Annotated in this window: 21 protein-coding genes and 1 rRNA gene; 21 read left to right on the forward strand and 1 reads right to left on the reverse strand. The window is 36.4% G+C overall.

The annotated features are described in order from the left end of the window. The 14 genes from rrf to rsmI form a co-directional block, all read left to right on the forward strand. Positions 1–93: ribosomal RNA gene (gene rrf, locus ACFVT8_RS23070) — 5S ribosomal RNA — on the forward strand; the annotation flags it as partial. A gap of 113 nt (positions 94–206) precedes the next feature. After that, positions 207–641 (forward strand): SRPBCC domain-containing protein, encoded by a 435-nt coding sequence (locus ACFVT8_RS23075; protein ID WP_387085967.1) that lies wholly within the window; start codon positions 207–209, stop codon positions 639–641. 284 nt (positions 642–925) lie between these two features. Further along, positions 926–1,480: a TetR/AcrR family transcriptional regulator gene (locus ACFVT8_RS23080; protein WP_387085970.1), complete on the forward strand. Its 555-nt coding sequence runs from the start codon at positions 926–928 to the stop codon at positions 1,478–1,480. Between the two features lie 165 nt (positions 1,481–1,645). Continuing rightward, positions 1,646–2,182, forward strand: coding sequence for an HXXEE domain-containing protein (locus ACFVT8_RS23085; protein ID WP_387085972.1), 537 nt, complete (start codon positions 1,646–1,648; stop codon positions 2,180–2,182). A gap of 86 nt (positions 2,183–2,268) precedes the next feature. Beyond that, entirely contained in the window at positions 2,269–3,693 is a 1,425-nt protein-coding gene (locus tag ACFVT8_RS23090; protein WP_387085975.1) for an aminotransferase class I/II-fold pyridoxal phosphate-dependent enzyme, read from the forward strand. Positions 3,694–3,710: 17 nt separating this feature from the next. Next, entirely contained in the window at positions 3,711–4,340 is a 630-nt protein-coding gene (tmk, locus tag ACFVT8_RS23095; protein ID WP_387085978.1) for a dTMP kinase, read from the forward strand. Positions 4,341–4,635: 295 nt separating this feature from the next. Then, positions 4,636–4,965 (forward strand): cyclic-di-AMP receptor, encoded by a 330-nt coding sequence (locus tag ACFVT8_RS23100; RefSeq protein WP_049667342.1) that lies wholly within the window; start codon positions 4,636–4,638, stop codon positions 4,963–4,965. Between the two features lie 67 nt (positions 4,966–5,032). Next, entirely contained in the window at positions 5,033–5,473 is a 441-nt protein-coding gene (locus ACFVT8_RS23105) for a YaaR family protein (RefSeq protein WP_387085982.1), read from the forward strand. Between the two features lie 220 nt (positions 5,474–5,693). Continuing rightward, positions 5,694–6,698, forward strand: a complete 1,005-nt coding sequence (holB, locus tag ACFVT8_RS23110; RefSeq protein ID WP_387085985.1) for a DNA polymerase III subunit delta' — start codon at positions 5,694–5,696, stop codon at positions 6,696–6,698. Beyond that, on the forward strand, positions 6,691–7,506 hold the full coding sequence (locus ACFVT8_RS23115; protein WP_370047910.1) for a PSP1 domain-containing protein: 816 nt from the start codon (positions 6,691–6,693) through the stop codon (positions 7,504–7,506). The genes holB and ACFVT8_RS23115 overlap by 8 nt, the downstream gene beginning before the upstream one ends. 27 nt (positions 7,507–7,533) lie before the next feature. After that, positions 7,534–7,890, forward strand: coding sequence for a DNA replication initiation control protein YabA (yabA, locus tag ACFVT8_RS23120; protein WP_387085988.1), 357 nt, complete (start codon positions 7,534–7,536; stop codon positions 7,888–7,890). A 63-nt stretch (positions 7,891–7,953) separates the two neighbouring features. After that, the gene (locus ACFVT8_RS23125) at positions 7,954–8,700 is read left to right on the forward strand and encodes a tRNA1(Val) (adenine(37)-N6)-methyltransferase (protein ID WP_387085991.1); all 747 of its coding nucleotides are present in this window, start codon (positions 7,954–7,956) and stop codon (positions 8,698–8,700) included. Next, complete coding sequence (locus ACFVT8_RS23130) at positions 8,687–8,950, forward strand: GIY-YIG nuclease family protein (RefSeq protein WP_386848301.1); 264 nt, start codon at positions 8,687–8,689, stop codon at positions 8,948–8,950. The genes ACFVT8_RS23125 and ACFVT8_RS23130 overlap by 14 nt, the downstream gene beginning before the upstream one ends. Further along, positions 8,947–9,819, forward strand: a complete 873-nt coding sequence (gene rsmI, locus ACFVT8_RS23135) for a 16S rRNA (cytidine(1402)-2'-O)-methyltransferase (protein WP_387085994.1) — start codon at positions 8,947–8,949, stop codon at positions 9,817–9,819. Before ACFVT8_RS23130 ends, rsmI begins: the two co-directional genes overlap by 4 nt. Positions 9,820–10,090: 271 nt before the next feature. On the opposite strand, the gene ACFVT8_RS23140 is transcribed toward rsmI, so the two are convergent. Next, positions 10,091–10,369: a transition state genes transcriptional regulator AbrB gene (locus tag ACFVT8_RS23140; protein WP_004229214.1), complete on the reverse strand. Its 279-nt coding sequence runs from the start codon at positions 10,367–10,369 to the stop codon at positions 10,091–10,093. 563 nt (positions 10,370–10,932) lie between these two features. Between ACFVT8_RS23140 and metG the strand changes: the two genes are divergently transcribed. The 7 genes from metG (at position 10,933) to ACFVT8_RS23175 (ending at position 17,688) form a co-directional block, all read left to right on the forward strand. Beyond that, entirely contained in the window at positions 10,933–12,909 is a 1,977-nt protein-coding gene (gene metG / locus ACFVT8_RS23145; protein ID WP_387085996.1) for a methionine--tRNA ligase, read from the forward strand. A gap of 254 nt (positions 12,910–13,163) precedes the next feature. After that, on the forward strand, positions 13,164–13,934 hold the full coding sequence (locus ACFVT8_RS23150) for a TatD family hydrolase (RefSeq protein ID WP_387085999.1): 771 nt from the start codon (positions 13,164–13,166) through the stop codon (positions 13,932–13,934). A 135-nt stretch (positions 13,935–14,069) separates the two neighbouring features. After that, on the forward strand, positions 14,070–15,281 hold the full coding sequence (locus tag ACFVT8_RS23155; protein WP_387086002.1) for a resuscitation-promoting factor: 1,212 nt from the start codon (positions 14,070–14,072) through the stop codon (positions 15,279–15,281). Between the two features lie 259 nt (positions 15,282–15,540). Continuing rightward, positions 15,541–16,107 carry a ribonuclease M5 gene (gene rnmV / locus ACFVT8_RS23160; RefSeq protein WP_387086006.1) on the forward strand — a complete coding sequence of 189 codons (567 nt, stop codon included), beginning with the start codon at positions 15,541–15,543 and terminating at the stop codon, positions 16,105–16,107. Continuing rightward, positions 16,100–16,981, forward strand: a complete 882-nt coding sequence (gene rsmA / locus ACFVT8_RS23165; protein ID WP_387086009.1) for a 16S rRNA (adenine(1518)-N(6)/adenine(1519)-N(6))-dimethyltransferase RsmA — start codon at positions 16,100–16,102, stop codon at positions 16,979–16,981. Before rnmV ends, rsmA begins: the two co-directional genes overlap by 8 nt. A 155-nt stretch (positions 16,982–17,136) precedes the next feature. Beyond that, a complete protein-coding gene (veg, locus tag ACFVT8_RS23170) occupies positions 17,137–17,397 on the forward strand; it encodes a biofilm formation stimulator Veg (protein ID WP_049667356.1) in 261 nt (86 codons plus the stop codon). 108 nt (positions 17,398–17,505) lie between these two features. Continuing rightward, positions 17,506–17,688, forward strand: a complete 183-nt coding sequence (locus ACFVT8_RS23175) for a small, acid-soluble spore protein, alpha/beta type (protein ID WP_053485317.1) — start codon at positions 17,506–17,508, stop codon at positions 17,686–17,688. The last annotated feature ends 408 nt before the right edge of the window (positions 17,689–18,096 follow it).

Here is an 18,096-nt window from a genome sequence, read left to right on the forward strand (position 1 = left end):
CACACCCGTTCCCATACCGAACACGGAAGTTAAGCTCTTTAGCGCCGATGGTAGTTGGGGGCTTCCCCCTGTGAGAGTAGGACGTCGCTAGGCACAAAGTAGCCACTGAGAAATCAGTGGTTTTTTATTGTTTAAAACCCGCTAATAACCCCCTAAAAAATGTTAGAATTTAATTGATATAAATTAACAAAAAGGGGTGTATTAAAATGGCAACAGGGTTATATAGAGAAAATATTCAAATTGAAAAGGCAAAGCTACAAGAGTTTATTCAAAATAAAGATGAATGGGCTGTACTAATACCAGGTTATTTACATCATGAATTTCCAAATGAGCAAAATATGATTTGGGTGTTCCAAGGTGATTTTGGCATTATCCAAAAAGCTGTAAAGGTTGAGCTTAAGGGCAAAGAGTCAAATCCAAATCAAATTATGTTTGATTTGGTAGGCTTATCAGATCCGATAAATGGTGATGGTTATTTTGAAATTACACAAAATCAAGATGGTACATGTCAGCTAGCAGGCAATTTAACAATGAAGGCAAGCGGTTTCTTAGCAGGAATGATGAATCCGGTTTTAGAAAAGTTTGTACCGCAATTAGTAGAAAAGCTAGTACAAGAGATGGCGCTAAAAGCTAGTATCTAGTATGTTAGTAGAGAAATGGGCGTTAAGTACATTTTAGAATAGTTTATACTAAGAAGAGTAGAAGGTCATTGCCTATTAGGTGCAATGATCTTTTTGTATGCATCACCAAAAGTTCAGGCTGATATTTTATTAAAACGTTAATAAATCGGAATTGAAATCACCCTTACGTTAGTCGTACTCAATAATTGGAATAACTTGACATGATCTTTTTTAAAGTTTAAATTTGAGTAAATACTCAAAAAAAACGGTGGTGAAAAAATTTGGTATCAAAGAAGGATAAAATTTTGGAAGCGTCATTAGAGCTTTTTACTAAAAAGGGCTACACCGCAACAACTACTAAAGAAATAGCATTAAAGAGCGGAGTAGCAGAGGGGCTTATATTTTATTATTTTAAAGATAAAAATGGACTTCTTAATTATCTTATTCGTGAATTTTCATTTATTGGCTCACTACAATTTGAGATAAAAGAGCTTTCAAAAATAGAGCCCTATCCAGCATTAATTAAATTTGGTCAATTATATGCCGATTTTTTAGTACATAATAAAAGCTTTTTAACTTTTATTTGGTCCCCAGAAATAGTGCAGAACACAAATGTTAGTAAGGATATTGTGGATTTTATAAATACAATGGGTGAACAAGTCAGTTCATTTTTGATAAGAGCTTCTTCATTTACTGTTGAAAAAAAGACAATAGAAACAGCAGCTTCAATGTTTCTTTCAACAATATTAACGCATGTTTTAGTTGAAGAAAGAAAGACAGATAAAATGCCAATTGAAAATAATGATTATATTGAAGAGATAGCAATGTTTGTTTTAAAAGGAATGCAAAATTCACATTAAGTAAATGTTTTTGGCCCTTCATCAAAAGTGTGGATGACTTTATATAATTTAATAGCCGTTCCGATCGTACGCCCCCAGGAACGGTTATCGACCCCTCGTTATAGTGAGGAGCTATTTTTTTTGAGAAACATTTGAGCAATTACTCAATATAAAGGAGGAATCATTATGGAACACTGGGTAGGCATTCAAACACTTATTTGGCTATTCCCTATTATGTTTATTCTTCATGATTTTGAAGAAATTATTATGTGTGAAAAGTGGTTAAATAAGAATTCTATTATTTTGTACGAAAGATTGCCCCAAAAAATTGCTGATCGAGTTATGCAACAGTTCTCGATGTCGACGGCACAGTTCGCGGTAGCAGTAATCGTAATATTCATGTTTGTAAGTAGTTCAACTTTTATAGCAAGTCAGTATGTGAATCAAGGGCCATTTGGAGATATCTACTTTTTCACTGTTGTGACGCTAACCTATTTTCTACATGCGTTCACTCACCTGGCACAGTCTATTTTTCTTCGTTCCATTACACCTGGTGCACTCACATCTTTGATAATTGTTATTCCATATAGTTTAATTTTGTATCATTCGTTATTAGTCAATAAAGTCATAACATGGAACATTATTTTTGTATGTTTGCCATTTTGTCTTGTATTAATCCCTGTGGCATTACTAGCACATTGGATTGGGAAAAAGGTTATATGAATTTCACTTTATTTATATTCAACAAATGATTTTGTACCTTAAGTGTTATAATTAACTAAGAATATTACGGAAATGGGTGTTTTGTTTTGCAAAAGAAAAAGCCGATTGTAGAAGGGTTAGAGCGCTTTCGACAACAACAAAATATTTCCTTTCATGTCCCGGGGCATAAACATGGAGAACTGTCCCATCTTCCTCAGCCCTTTAAAGATGTAATGCGGTATGATGTGACTGAGTTATCAGGTCTGGATGACTTACATCACCCAGAGGAAATGATATTAGAGGCAGAAAACTTGTTGGCAGATACCTATGGGGCGATGAAAAGTTTCTTTTTAGTAGGTGGATCTACAGTTGGAAATTTAGCGATGATTTATGCCACATGTAAAAAAGGGGATACGATTATTGTCCAACGTAATGCACATAAGTCTGTATTTCACGCAATTGAGCTTGTTGGAGCAAAGCCTGTATTTGTTTCTCCGCAATGGGATGAACGTACATTAACTGCAACACATGTTTCTTATAAAGATTTAAAAGATGCCGTTGATGATTATCCAGAAGCCCGAGCAGTAGTTTTAACGTATCCTACTTACTATGGTGTGACATCTAAAGAAATACAGCAGCAAATTGCTTATTGTCATGAGAATGGTATTCCTGTTTTAGTGGATGAAGCACATGGAGCTCATTTTAGTGCATGTACCTTATTTCAACCATCAGCAATGACATTTGGTGCAGATGTAGTAGTTCAGTCTGCACATAAAACATTGCCTGCTATGACAATGGCATCCTTTATGCACGTTAATTCTAACTTAATCGATGTCGATAAAATAAATCACTATTTACGAATGCTACAATCTAGCAGCCCATCCTATCTTTTATTGGCTTCATTAGATGATGCACGCTATTATATACAGACATATATGGAGAGTGATGGTGCATATATAATAGAAAAGAGGAATCAATGGATAGAGGCATTACGAGCTATTGGTTCTTTGGAGGTTATTGAGGTAGACGACCCTATAAAATTATTGTTACGTGTTGATGGTTATAGCGGTTTTCAATTACAAGAGGCATTAGAAGCAAAGCATGTATATGCAGAATTAGCAGATGCAAATCAAGTATTGCTTGTGCTACCTTTGTTGAAACAGGGGCATAGCTATCCATTTGCAGAAATACGTGTCCGTATTAAGGATGCTATAACTTTATTGTTAAGTACACCAAAGGCGGAAATAATAACTGCTTCACAAACAGCCTATAATTTTGTGGCCATTTCGGAACCAACCTATACATTTGATGAAATTGAAAAGGCGGAAAAAGAATGGTTACCATATATGCGAACAATGGGATGTATCTCTGCTAGTATGATTATTCCGTATCCGCCAGGTATTCCATTGCTTGTCCCGGGCGAAAAAATAACAGTAGCAAAGCTGAGCCAGTTAGAGGAGTTATTAGCTACTGGTGCAACGTTCCAAGGAAATCATCGTTTAGAAGAAAAGATGATTGAGATCATTAAATAGTTGGAGGCAATAACAGCATGAATTGCAATTTATTTATTACATTTGAAGGCCCAGAAGGTGCTGGAAAAACAACAGTCATTCAAAAAATAGCTGAGCGACTTGCAGAAGAAAATATTGATGTTTTAGCAACGAGAGAACCTGGTGGTATTGATATTGCTGAGAAAATTAGGAGCATTATTTTAAATCCTGAACATACAGCGATGGATGAGCGCACAGAGGCATTATTATACGCAGCGGCGAGAAGTCAGCATTATTTTGAAAAGGTAAGACCAGCGTTGGAAGCTGGTAAGATGGTTATTTGCGATCGATTTATCGATTCATCATTAGCATACCAAGGACATGCACGTGGTATCGGGGTTGATGAAGTATTATCTATTAATGAGTTCGCAATCGGTAAGAAGTTACCCGATATGACAATACTATTTGACCTTGCACCAGAGGTTGGCTTGGCACGGATTCATGCTCATGGAGAGCGAGAAATAAATCGCCTAGATGTTGAAAGCTTAGCTTTTCATAAGAAGGTTCGGGAAGGATATTTACAGTTAGTGGAGCGTTACCCAGAACGTATACATGTCGTCAATGCAGACCAAAATATTGAGCGTGTTGTTGAAGATGTATGGTCATTATTATATGAAGCAATACAGTAAATGCATGAAGTTGTCTACCACAATGTGATATAATGGTAACACCTATAATTTTATTTTCGTTCAGTAATGTTTCTGCTCGAAAGCGAAGCGACAGCAGCTGAATGCGGATATTTTTCCTATTCCAGTAGATATTCAAACACCTACTGAAATAGAGGAACACTGGCGTATGTTACGGAATCGGAAAAGAGTGCTTTTTGCAAGTACAAAGCCGAATCCTGACACAATTATGCCGAGGCATAATTGATAAAAGGTAACTAAATTATTTAGATGAATTTTATCAAAGGGGTGAGTGCGAATGAAGTTAGTCGTAGCTGTAGTGCAAGATCAGGATAGTAGTCGCTTATCGAATGCTTTAACGAAAAATCAGTTTCGCGCAACTAAATTAGCGAGCACAGGGGGATTTTTACGGTCTGGAAATACGACGTTTCTTATTGGGACGGAAGACTCTCTCATACCCAAAGTTTTAGATATTATTCGTGATAATTGTCGAGCGCGAGAACAAATGGTTGCACCTGTTTCGCCATTAGGCGGGAATACAGATTCCTATATACCTTATCCTGTGGAGGTAGAGGTTGGAGGAGCGACAGTTTTTGTATTACCAATTGAACAATTTCATCATTTTTAACCTCTTTAAAACATAATAATTTAGCTTTTGTTTTTTTGATAAAGAAAGCAAGTGGGGGCGAAACAGCTTGAAGATCAATCAAGATATACGTGTCGGGTTAAATACTAATCGTAAAGAGCCACTGCATAACAATAATCAAAATAACCGATTTGGAGATATGGTCGTCAAGCAAGGAACCAAATTGCAAACTGAACAGCTTACACGATTGCTAGGGGATATTTCTTCAGCAGGTGACCGTGTTGCAAGATCACGTAATTTACGAGAACTTGCTCGTTTTAAAATGCTTGTTAAACGATTCCTACAAGAAACAGTAGAGCATGGTATGGATTTAAAGCAATCGCATACATGGAATCGCTTTGGAGAAGGAAGACGCTTAAAAATAATCGAAACTATTGATACGCGTCTTGTAGAACTTGCACAAGATATTTTAGATGAAGAAAAGGAAGCAATTGACCTACTTGATAAAATCGGTGAGATTAAAGGCTTATTAATTAATTTGTATATGTAAAACCCGTGTCTCGTTCTCTTGTAGGCGCGGGCTTTTTTCAAATCTATTCAGCAGCCAAATTTATAGTACTTGGTTAAGAAATTATTTGCTGAATGGTATAACTAATAAACGATGTAACTAATCTATTTACTCTAAAACCGCAGATATTTCTGTACTAAAAATGAGGAATAGGAAATAATTATGCTATCAGTGTAATTGAAATAGGAAGGATTTAAAAAATATGGCCAAGAATGTTGAAGAGCTATTCACACTACAACCAGTCGTAATGAAGCAGCTTCAAACGATTTTTGACAAAAATAGATTAGCACACGCATACATTTTTGATGGCGAAAAAGGGACAGGCAAAGTAGATATTATGCAGTTTTTTGTCAAACTAATGCTATGCGAGCAACCAAATCAAAATGTTCCATGTGAAACATGTCGAAATTGCAGACGTGTTGATTCCGGTAATCATCCAAATATTCATCAAATTTATCCAGAGGGTCAATTTATAAAAATTGATCAAATACGTGATTTAATCGGAGAAATGAAGATGATGGGGGTTGAAGAAGGACGTAAGATTTATGTACTTCATCATGCAGACCGTCTCAATATTGCATCTGCAAACATGATACTTAAATTTTTAGAGGAACCTGAGGGTGAGGTAACAGCGATTTTGTTAACAGAGCAAATGCAGTCTATATTACCAACGATTCGCTCTCGCTGCCAGCATATTAAATTTCAAAAAATGCCTCGCCACATATTGTTAAAGCATTTGCAGGATAACAACATTTCTTACTCGATGGCTTCTACAGTGAGCATGATGACGAACGAGCTCGAAACAGCTATGATTTTAGCAAATGATGAGCAGTTTGCACATGCTCGAAAAACAGTGTTAAAATTAGTAGAGGCAATTCGTCAGAATGTACATGAAGCAATGCTTGTTGTACATGAAGAATGGTTGCCACTGTTTAAAGAAAAAGGCGAGATGGAGCAGGCATTAGATTTATTACTATTTGCTTACCGTGATATAGTGTCAATAAAAGCTAATCCCGAAGCAGCTTGTACTTATCCAGACATGTTACAGACATTTAAAGAAGCTGCATTACATTCGACTTATGAACGTCTATCTAGTCAACTGGAGTCTATTTTACAGGCACGTTCATCTTTACAGCGTAACATGAATAGGACGTTAATGATGGAGCAGTTAATGCTAAATCTGCAGGAGGGATATACATTTGTATAATGTAGTGGGAGTCCGCTTTAAAAAAGCGGGTAAAATATATTATTTTGATCCAGCATCATATCTACTAGAGGACAGTCAATATGTTATTGTTGAAACAGCTCGTGGTGTAGAATATGGTAAAGTAGTTGTCCCTCAAAAGGTTGTTGGGGATAATGATGTTGTATTACCACTTAAACAAGTTCTACGACCAGCGGATGAACGTGATCGTATCCAAGTAGAGGAAAATGCTGCCGAATCAAAGCGCGCATTTGAACTAGCAAGTACAAAAATCATAGAGCATAATTTAGAAATGAAGCTCGTTGATGTTGAATATACATTTGATCGTAATAAAATCATCTTTTATTTTACCGCTGAAGGACGCGTCGATTTCAGAGATCTTGTAAAAGATTTAGCTTCGGTTTTTAGAACACGTATCGAACTTCGTCAAATTGGTGTACGTGATGAGGCGAAGTTATTAGGTGGCATTGGTCCATGTGGCCGGATGCTTTGTTGTTCAACTTTTTTAGGAGATTTTGAACCGGTTTCTATTAAAATGGCTAAAGATCAAAACTTATCTTTAAATCCATCAAAAATTTCAGGTCTTTGCGGCCGTTTAATGTGCTGCTTGAAATATGAAAACGATGAATATGAGGAAGCAAAAGAGGGCATGCCAGACATCGGTGAAATGACGATGACACCGGATGGCCGCGGTAAAGTTGTAGGTTTAAATGTACTGGAAAGACTCATTCAAGTATATTTACAAGAGCAGGAGCGCACAGTCGAGTATACACTAGAAGAACTGCTAGCATGTGAAAAAAATCTTATATAAGATAGAGAATTGGACGAGGTGGCTTGGGTGAAGGACCGTAATTTCTTAGATACCGTTATGGAGTTCGAACAACAGCTCGAAGCAATGCAGGAGCAATTTGGTGCATTGAAACAATTTGTAGCGTTAATGATGGAGGAGCATAAGGCACTCGAAACAGAAAATCATCACCTTCGTACACGTCTGGAAGAACTACTTTCGAATGAACACTCCGTACAGGCTACTGATGAGAAGAAAGAGAATCCGTTAGATATTGGCGAGGGTTATGATAACCTAGCACGTTTATACCAAGAAGGCTTCCATGTTTGTCATGTTCATTTCGGAAGTTCACGTAAAGGTGAAGACTGTCTGTTTTGTCTATCATTTTTAAATAAACAAAATGTGTAATAGAAGGCTGATTCCCACTATGGTGGTGTCAGTCTTTTGTTTTGTATAGTAGGAGGAAGAAACATGGAGAATTGGTTGAAAGATGACGAACGGTTAGACTATTTATTGGCTGAGAAGTTACGTATTATTCAAAGTCCCTCTGTCTTTTCGTTTTCATTGGATGCAGTGCTACTTTCGAAATTTGTCAATGTCCCATATCATAAAGGGAAAATTGTTGATTTGTGCTCAGGTAATGGTGTTATCCCACTTTTTTTAAGCGCCAGAACGAAGGGACAAATTACAGGAGTAGAAATTCAACCACGTTTATTTGATATGGCTGAACGAAGTATCCGTTACAATAAGTTAGAAGAGCAAATCCATATGGTCCTTGGTGATGTGAAAGAAATTCCTAAGGAGCTTGGTATTGAAAAATATGATGTTGTAACCTGTAATCCACCATATTTTTTAGCACATGAAGCTAGTGATAAAAATTTAAGTGAGCATTATGCTATTGCACGTCATGAACTATATTTAACGTTAGAAGAAGCAATACAATCGGCAAGCAAATTATTAAAACAAGGCGGAAAGGCAGCTTTTGTTCATCGTCCAGGTCGGTTATTAGATATTGTTACGACAATGCGTGCTAATCGTTTAGAACCTAAACGTATGCAGCTAATTTATCCGAAGGAAGGTAAGGAGGCTAACACATTATTAATAGAAGGAATTAAAGACGGTAAGCCTGATCTGAAAATATTACCGCCCCTGTATGTTTATAATGAGAATAATGAATATACAGCAGAAGTGAGAGAAATCCTTTATGGAAAAGAATAATAGCCATTATTTTTATGTGTTAGAATGTGCCGATCAATCCTTTTACGCAGGCTACACGAATAATGTAGACAGGCGTGTCGCTGTACATAATGCTGGTAAGGGAGCAAAATATACAAGAGCTCGAGGACCTGTGGAATGTATTTATGTTGAGGAATTCGATACGAAACAAGAGGCGATGCGTGCAGAATATGCTTTTAAACAGCTAACACGAACGCAAAAAATGAAATATATAGGGAGGGATGAGTCATGAAATCTCAAAAAAGTACAATGCATGATCATACAGGTTGTTTATATTTAGTTGCAACGCCTATTGGTAACCTAGAGGATATGAGTGTGCGTGCGCTACGTATTTTAAAAGAAGCAGATATTATTGCTGCAGAGGATACACGTAATACAAAAAAGCTATGCAACTACTTTGATATAGAAACACCACTGATAAGCTATCATGAACATAATTTAGAGGTGGGGGGAGAGAAGCTATTAGCCTTCTTACGTGAAGGGAAAACAGTTGCATTAGTTAGTGATGCTGGTCTACCTTGTATTTCTGACCCTGGTGCAGATATAGTCGAAAAAGCAATCGATCAAGATTTTCCAGTTGTGCCGGTGCCAGGTCCTAATGCAGCAATATCAGCATTAATCGCTTCTGGATTAACACCGCAGCCATTTTTCTTTTATGGATTTTTAAATCGAGGAAAAAAGGAACGACGACAGCAGTTGGAGAAACTAAAAAAACGTCAGGAAACTATTTTGTTTTATGAGGCTCCCCATCGTATAAAGGACACTTTAAAAGATATGGAAGCTATTCTTGGTAATCGTCGAATTGTATTAGCTCGCGAGTTAACTAAAAAATTCGAGGAGTTTTTACGTGGTACGTTGGCTGAGGCAGTAGAATGGTCACAAACAGAAGAAATTCGAGGAGAATTTTGTATTGTCCTTGAAGGAAACGAGAATGCTGAGGAAGAAAATATCGAAGAAGCCTATTGGATGACAATGTCTGTCGTTGAGCATGTTGATTATATTATTGATCATACAGGTGTTACATCAAAAGAAGCTATAAAGGAAGTAGCAAAACTACGTCAAGTTGCAAAACGAGACGTTTATAATGAATACCATAGTTAATGGAATTAAAGAGGTTGCCTTAATAGGGCGACCTCTTTTTTGTATATCTATATGAGCATAGAAACCATTTGAATTGATAATAATTGTAAAAAATAGTATCCTTAATCATAAAAGGTCTGACATGGACATTATAAGGGTATTAAGAATTGGTTATATTATAGTTATCTTCTATTAAATGAAGATAACCTCTCTAGATGCAATTACGCCAAGGAGAAATTGCTAAAAAATAAAACACCCAAATCAGAGTGTTGATTTAGGTGTGTATATCAAATTATTTTTTTAAGTTAGATTGAATTTCTTTCACTAACATTTCTGCGCCTTCAGGGCTTAAAATTAATTTGCCTCCAACTAGACGGAAGTTATCATCAGAAACTTCACCAGTTACAGCACATGTCATGTTAGGCATATATTTCTTTAAGATAATTTTGTCATCATCCACATAGATTTCTAAAGCGTCTTTTTCTGCAATACCTAGTGTACGGCGTAGTTCGATTGGAATTACTACACGACCTAATTCATCGACTTTACGAACGATTCCTGTTGATTTCATAATTATTTTTCCTCCTAATGTTAAAAGTTATATTGGTATTTCGTCAAATTTCGACATATTTTCCTTGTCTGATTGTTATCATACCAAGTAATGCCATAAACGTCAATTAATTAATACACTAATATTATTGTTTTGAAAAAATTTTTTGAGGAGAAAACAGATATTTTGGATATTTTAAAAGGTTTTTATCATATATTTTAATTTATAGTAAAAAAGCTTCTTATTTAAGACATTAAATGGATAGATTATATCATTCGACATTTTTCGACGGTTGATAAACTATCAATCAATTATGCCTCGCTTAGGCCAACAGATGTTTTTTGTGCGAAAGCGTAGTGCTAACGCAGCGACAGCGACAGATGTTTTTTGTGCGAAAGCGTAGCGCAACGAAGTGGGAGCAACAACATGATGTTGGTCACTTAGGCATTTTCACAAGATGTGAAAGTCTTAGCCTGAGTTCTTCTATCTCAGCAGGTGTTTGGATACTCGCTGAAAGAAGTTGAAACGGATTTCGTACTTAGTTAGAATAGATAGTATACTGTGAAACAATGGAGGCAGTTCTCGTGAGCGAACAAAATAAAACATTCTATATAACAACCCCTATTTATTACCCAAGTGGGAAATTCCATATTGGTACAGCGTATACAACTGTAGCATCAGATACAATTGCACGTTATAAACGTTTACGTGGTTATGATGTACGTTTTTTAACTGGAATGGATGAGCATGGGCAAAAAATTCAAGAAAAAGCGGCAGAAGCGGGCAAACATCCACAAAAATACGTGAATGAAATTGCAGATGCTGCGAAAAAACTTTGGGCATTAATGGACATTTCATATGATGACTTTATTCAGACAACACAAGAGCGTCATACGAAAACTGTCGAAAAGATTTTCCAAAAGTTTTTAGATAATGGTGATATTTATAAAGGTGAGTATGAAGGTTGGTACTGTACACCATGTGAATCATTCTTTACTGAGACACAATTAGTAGATGGTAACTGTCCAGACTGTGGTCGTCCAGTTCATAAAGTTAAAGAGGAATCTTACTTCTTTAATATGAAGAAATACGCAGATCGTCTTTTAGCTTACTATGAAGAAAACCTTGAATTCATAGAGCCTGAATCTCGAAAAAATGAAATGATTAATAACTTTATTAAACCAGGGCTAGAAGATTTATCTGTTTCAAGAACTTCATTTGATTGGGGCATTAAAGTTCCAGGAGATCCTAAACATGTAATTTATGTATGGGTGGATGCCTTAACTAACTATATAACATCATTAGGTTATCTTTCAGAAGATGAAACATTATTCAATAAATATTGGCCGGCAGATGTACATGTAGTTGGTAAAGATATCGTTCGATTCCATACTATTTATTGGCCAATTTTCTTAATGGCACTAGAGTTGCCACTTCCTAAAAAAGTGTTTGCCCACGGTTTTATAATGATGAAAGACGGTAAAATGTCTAAATCAAAGGGCAATGTTATTTATCCTGAAATGTTAATAGAGCGTTATGGCTTAGATGCGACACGATACTTCCTATTGCGCGAGTTACCATTCGGCTCTGATGGCGTATTTTCACCAGAATCTTTTGTTGAGCGCACAAACTTCGACTTAGCAAACGATTTAGGTAATTTATTGAATCGTACCATTTCAATGATTAATAAATATTTCGACGGCATTATTCCAACTGAAAATCTTCAATCGACAGAGTTTGATGCAGCTTTAAAAGAGCAGGCTGAGTCAGTACGTATTAAATATGAAGAAAGTATGGAAAAAATGCAATTTAGTGTCGTATTGGCCGACATATGGACGCTTGTTTCAAGAACAAATAAATATATAGATGAAACTCAACCATGGGTACTAGCAAAAGAGGAATCAGATAAGCCAAAATTAGGAGCTGTTATGCGAAATTTGGCGGAAAGTCTACACCAAATTGCTGTCATGTTACAACCATTTATGACATCTACTCCCAACCGAATTATTGAACAATTAGGCTTGAATGACAAATTCTTAGCATGGGAAACAATTGAAACATTCGGCAATACTATTCCAGCAAACATTAAAGTGGTAGAAAAAGGGATTCCGATTTTCCCTCGTTTAGAGAGTGAAGTTGAAATTACGTATATTCGCGAGGAAATGCGTGGTTCAGTGAAAACTCCACAAGAGGAAGAAGCAAAAGTTGAGCAAAAAGATGCTGAGATTCCAGAAATTCCTGAAATTACTATCGATGATTTTATGAAAGTTGATTTACGTGTAGCTACTGTAACAGCTTGTGAAACTATTCCGAAAGCAGATAAATTATTAAAGCTTCAAGTGGATCTTGGATATGAGCAACGACAAGTAGTTTCAGGTATAGCAAAGTTCTATTCCCCTGACGAATTAATTGGTCAAAAAGTGATTGTAGTCACTAACTTAAAACCAGTTAAATTACGTGGTGAATTATCGCAAGGAATGATTCTAGCTGGTGAAAAAGATGGAATTTTAAAATTAGCATCGGTTGATCCGAAACTAGAGAATGGTGCAAAAGTAAAGTAAAAAATTTTTAGGAAGGCCTGCTGAATGCAAAAAATTCAGCAGGCTTTTAAAATCCACTTTGAAAATGAGTAGTTTATTATCTTGAAATAATTTATGCATAGTAATTAATAGGTTTTTTTAGGTATATAGTACCGAGCGCAGTGTCTGGGAATGTGTGAAATGTTATAATACTAAATTGTTTGTAACAAATTTGTAACACTAACGCAAAATATGAAATAATAATTTTTAATAAAATCTATGTTAGGAGAATGACGATGTTTATTGATACACATGTACACTTAAATGCAGATCAGTATGAAGAAGACTTACAAGAGGTTATTGATAGAGCTCTTGAAGCTAAAGTAGAAACGATGGTTGTTGTTGGTTTTGACCGCAAAACTATTGAAAAAACAATGCAGCTGGTTGAACAATATGATTTTGTTTATGGTGTCATTGGCTGGCACCCGGTTGACGCCATTGATTGTACAGAAGAGGATTTAAATTGGATTGAGGGATTGGCAGCACATCCAAAAATAGTGGGTATTGGTGAAACCGGGCTGGACTACTACTGGGATAAATCCCCAAAAGATGTTCAACAAGCACTTTTCCGCAAGCAAATTCATTTAGCGCAAAAGTTGAATTTACCAATCATTATTCATAACAGGGATGCAACTGGAGATGTTGTGCAAATTTTACGTGAAGAAAATGCTGCTTCCGTGGGAGGCGTTATGCACTGTTATAGTGGCAGTGTGGAAACCGCACGTCAATGTATTGCCATGAATTTTATGATTAGTCTTGGTGGGCCGGTGACATTTAAAAATGCACGAATGCCGAAGGAAGTGGCGACAGAAATACCTTTAGAGCATTTGATGATCGAAACAGATGCACCGTATTTAGCGCCCCATCCATATCGAGGAAAGCGTAATGAACCAGCTTTAGTGCCATTAGTTGCAGAAGAAATTGCTCGTTTAAAAGGATTAACGATTGAGGAAATTGGACAGGCAACGACAGCCAATGCGAAAAAATTTTTTAGGATTGAAAATTAACTAGCTGAGATGCCTCCAATACTGAGTTTGTGGTTGGCTAAAAAGGTGATGTCAATTTTCTTAGAAATACATTCGGGTTGACAGTGCCAAATCTAGTACGTATAATCCAACTTTGTATTAAGGAGGCGTTTTTTCATGTCAAATAATTCCATGAAAAACTTGTTCTTAGGATCATTGAGGAGTAAGCAAACAGTGATAAGAATTATTTCACTTGTCCTGTTTGTATCTGTAATTTCATTTGTACTTTATCAAGGTACTAAAAAAACCGTAACGCTTGATGCGAACGGGGAAACAATCGAAGTAACAACACATGCCAAAACCGTAGAACAATTATTACAAGATCAAAATATAGACGTAGCAGAGCATGACAAAATATCACCCTCTCTGAACACCAAAATTGCTAATGGATTAGCAATTTCATGGGAACAGGCAAAAGAAGTAACAATTTCAGTTGATGGAAATCAGTCAAAAGTTTGGACAACTGAAACACAAGTGAAAGACATTTTGAAAGAAGCAAATATTGACGTATCAGAACATGACTCTTTAGTGCAAGGTCTAGATACAGAAATAGGAGCAGACAACAAGATCGATATTCAAAAAGCGTTTCAAGTATCGCTTGTCGATGGCGTAAATGAAAGACAAGTATGGTCCACTTCGACTACGGTCGCTAACTTTTTAAAACAACAAGGAATTCAACTAAATGAATTCGATCGTGTCGAGAATAACCTGAAGGACGTAATCACTCCGCAGAGTAAAATCACAGTAGTTCGCGTAGAAAAGGTTATCGATGTAGTGGAAGACTCTTTAGATTTCGCAATTGAAAAGAAGCAAGATGCTTCATTGCAAAAGGGAAAACAAAAAGTTGTAACAGCAGGCCAACAAGGTTTAACGACTAAAACGTATGAAATCGTAAAAGAGAATGGCCAAGTTGTAGCTAAAAATCTACAATCTGAAAAAGTTGTAAAAGAACCGAAAAAGCAAGTAGTTGCAGTAGGTACTAAAATGGTAGTAGCTAGTGCACCCACTGTATCACGTGGTTCATCAGAGCCAGCTAGCGGTAAAGAATTTTACGTAACGGCAACCGCTTATACACCTAATTGTAGCGGCTGCTCGGGGATTTCTGCCACTGGCATAAATTTAAAATCGGGCTCTGGATTGAAAGTAATTGCAGTAGACCCTTCTGTTATTAAACTTGGCTCAAAAGTTTGGGTTGAAGGTTATGGAACAGCTATAGCAGGGGATACTGGTGGTGCAATTAAGGGTAATCGGATCGACATACTTGTACAATCTGAATCCCAAGCTAGTAATTGGGGAGTAAGGAAAGTGCGTGTGAAAGTATTAAATTAAAAAAATTGTAAAATTAATCAAATATGTTTTTCACTATTAGTAGCTTTCCTGTTTTGACTGGCGGGAAAGCTTTTATCTTTTTCAGTAAGTTGTTCTGGAAGATAAAATATAGCTATATATACATAAATTAAGCTGTAACGGTTCTTCTCGAAAGTGAAATGTCAACAATTATAAGAAGGTGAATAGCCGTGTATTTCTGTACAATAGTACAGTGCAGTTGTAAAATGGTCTGAAGATAAGGTAGAAAAGAGGAGCCTTTTTGCAAATAAAAGAAATCATTGTTGTTGAAGGAAAAGATGATACAACAGCTATTAAGCGAGCTGTACAAGCAGATACTATAGAAACAAATGGATCGGCTATTTCAGAGGAAACACTGAAGAGAATTCAACATGCTCAGGATAAAAGAGGCGTTATTGTTTTTACTGATCCAGATTATCCAGGTCGTCGAATTCGTGCCATTATCGAGGAGCATGTAAAAGGTGTAAAACATGCTTTTTTACCGAAAGCTAAAACAATTGCGAAAAACGGTAAAGGACTAGGTATTGAGCATGCAGCAGATGAAGATATACGTGAAGCACTACGACATGTTTATACCCCTAATGATGTTGAGCCAACCACTGATGACATTACGCTCGAAGATTTAATGACAGCACGTTTAATTGGCCATCCACAGTCGAAAATTCGTCGTGATCGTCTTGGGGAAATTTTGAATATTGGTGCAACAAACGGTAAACAACTTCATAAAAGATTAAAAATGTTTCAAATCACAGAAAAGCAATTTGGTGCGGCAGTCGCACAGTTAGATCAGGAGGAAGAGGATGCATAAGGATATTGCAACACCAATTAGAACACAAGAAATTTTAAAAAAATATGGATTTTCATTCAAAAAAAGCTTAGGTCAAAATTTTTTAATAGATCCGAACATTTTACGAAATATTGTTAGTCATGCAAATTTAACTGAAAATAGTGGTGCAATCGAAGTTGGCCCTGGTATTGGAGCGTTAACAGAGCATTTAGCGAGAAGTGCAAAAAAGGTTGTATCTTTTGAAATTGATCAGCGATTATTACCTGTATTAGAAGACACGCTTAGCCCATATAATAATGTGACTATTGTACATTCAGATATTTTAAAGGCGGATGTTGCTAAGGTAATTCAGGAAGAGATGCCAGGTATTGAGGATATTATGGTTGTAGCGAATTTACCTTATTATGTGACGACTCCGATTTTATTGAAATTACTCAATGATCGTTTGCCAATTCGCGGTTTTGTTGTCATGATGCAAAAGGAAGTAGCAGATCGTATTACGGCTAAACCTGGAACGAAGGAATACGGTTCTTTATCAATAGCGATTCAATATTATGTAAAGGCTGATATTGCAATGACTGTACCGAAAACTGTGTTTATGCCTCAGCCAAATGTGGATTCTGCAGTGATCCGCCTTATTAAACATGATGAACCTCCAGTAAAAGTGATTGATGAGGATTTTTTATTTGTAGTTACTCGCGCGTCGTTTGTACAACGACGAAAAACGATTTTCAATAATTTACAAGCAGGTTTACCGAATGGTAAGGTACACAAAGAAAAAATTATGGATGCTTTAAAAGCAGTAAATATTGAACCAACACGACGAGGAGAAACTCTTACCATTCAAGAGTTTGGAAAATTAGCTGATACACTTTACCCTACATTTGCAAAGTAAAAATTTTTGTTAACTTTTTTGAGTTTGCGAAAAAAAACATGGTTTTTTATGAAAAATAAGTTGACAATATTTATTGTGGGCTGATAAAATATTATATTTTGTTGACATTTTTGGGCGAATCGCTTATACTAAGTAATAGTGAGGTGTAAGCGAAAATGCCAAAAACTTTAGCGGACATTAAAAAGTCGTTGGATTGTCATTTGGGTAAACGTTTGCAGTTAAGAGCAAACGGAGGTCGCAAGAAAACGGTCGAGTGTGCAGGGGTATTGCGTGAGACATATCGCGCTATCTTTGTGGTTGAGCTTGATCAAGAAGACAATACGTGTAAACGCGTATCGTATAGCTACACAGATATTTTAACTGAAGCAGTAGAGATTACATTTTTAGACGAAGCAAAAGCTGCTATCGCAAAATAGTTTCTAGTACTTATTTCTATATTTCGGAACACTCATGTATTTAATACATGAGTGTTTTGCGTTTTCTCGGGCATACTAAAATCGTCAGTTGTTAAAGGAGGAGTTTATATGCCTAGAAAAGGTATCATGTCACCTCGTTTAAAAGAAGAGATCGCAAAAGAACTTGGATTTTATGATGTTGTGCAACGAGAAGGCTGGGGCGGCATTAAAGCTCGAGACGCCGGTAATATGGTCAAACGTGCCATCGAAATGGCTGAAAGAGCAAGTAATGAGCAAGAGCATAATAAGTAGCCTATTTTAGACCACTTATTTTTTAGAACTTCATTTCGCAGGGTTGAAAACCCCCTGTAAACACAACAATACAACTGACGAAAGAGAACCGTTACACCAAATAGGGGTATACGGTTCTTTTTTTCCATTTTCGCTTTCCCATTATGGTAAAATAAAATGAATAATCTTATGAAAGATGAACGACAGGTTTATCTTCATTCAGAAAATGTTTTATATAGCGAAGTGAACGCCAGCTACTGATGTTTTGCGACAGTTACAGAAGACTCCTACAACTAAAGGTAGTGAGAGTGCAATTTCAAATGTCATGGATTTTAAAAGGACAAGATAGGATGTTTGCCTAACTCCAATGCATGGATACGATAATGGCTTACTGACCTGCATCGATAAAAGCATAAACGTCTTGTAGTT

Source organism: Lysinibacillus sp. NPDC058147, from assembly GCF_042884205.1.
GTDB lineage: Bacteria > Bacillota > Bacilli > Bacillales_A > Planococcaceae > Lysinibacillus.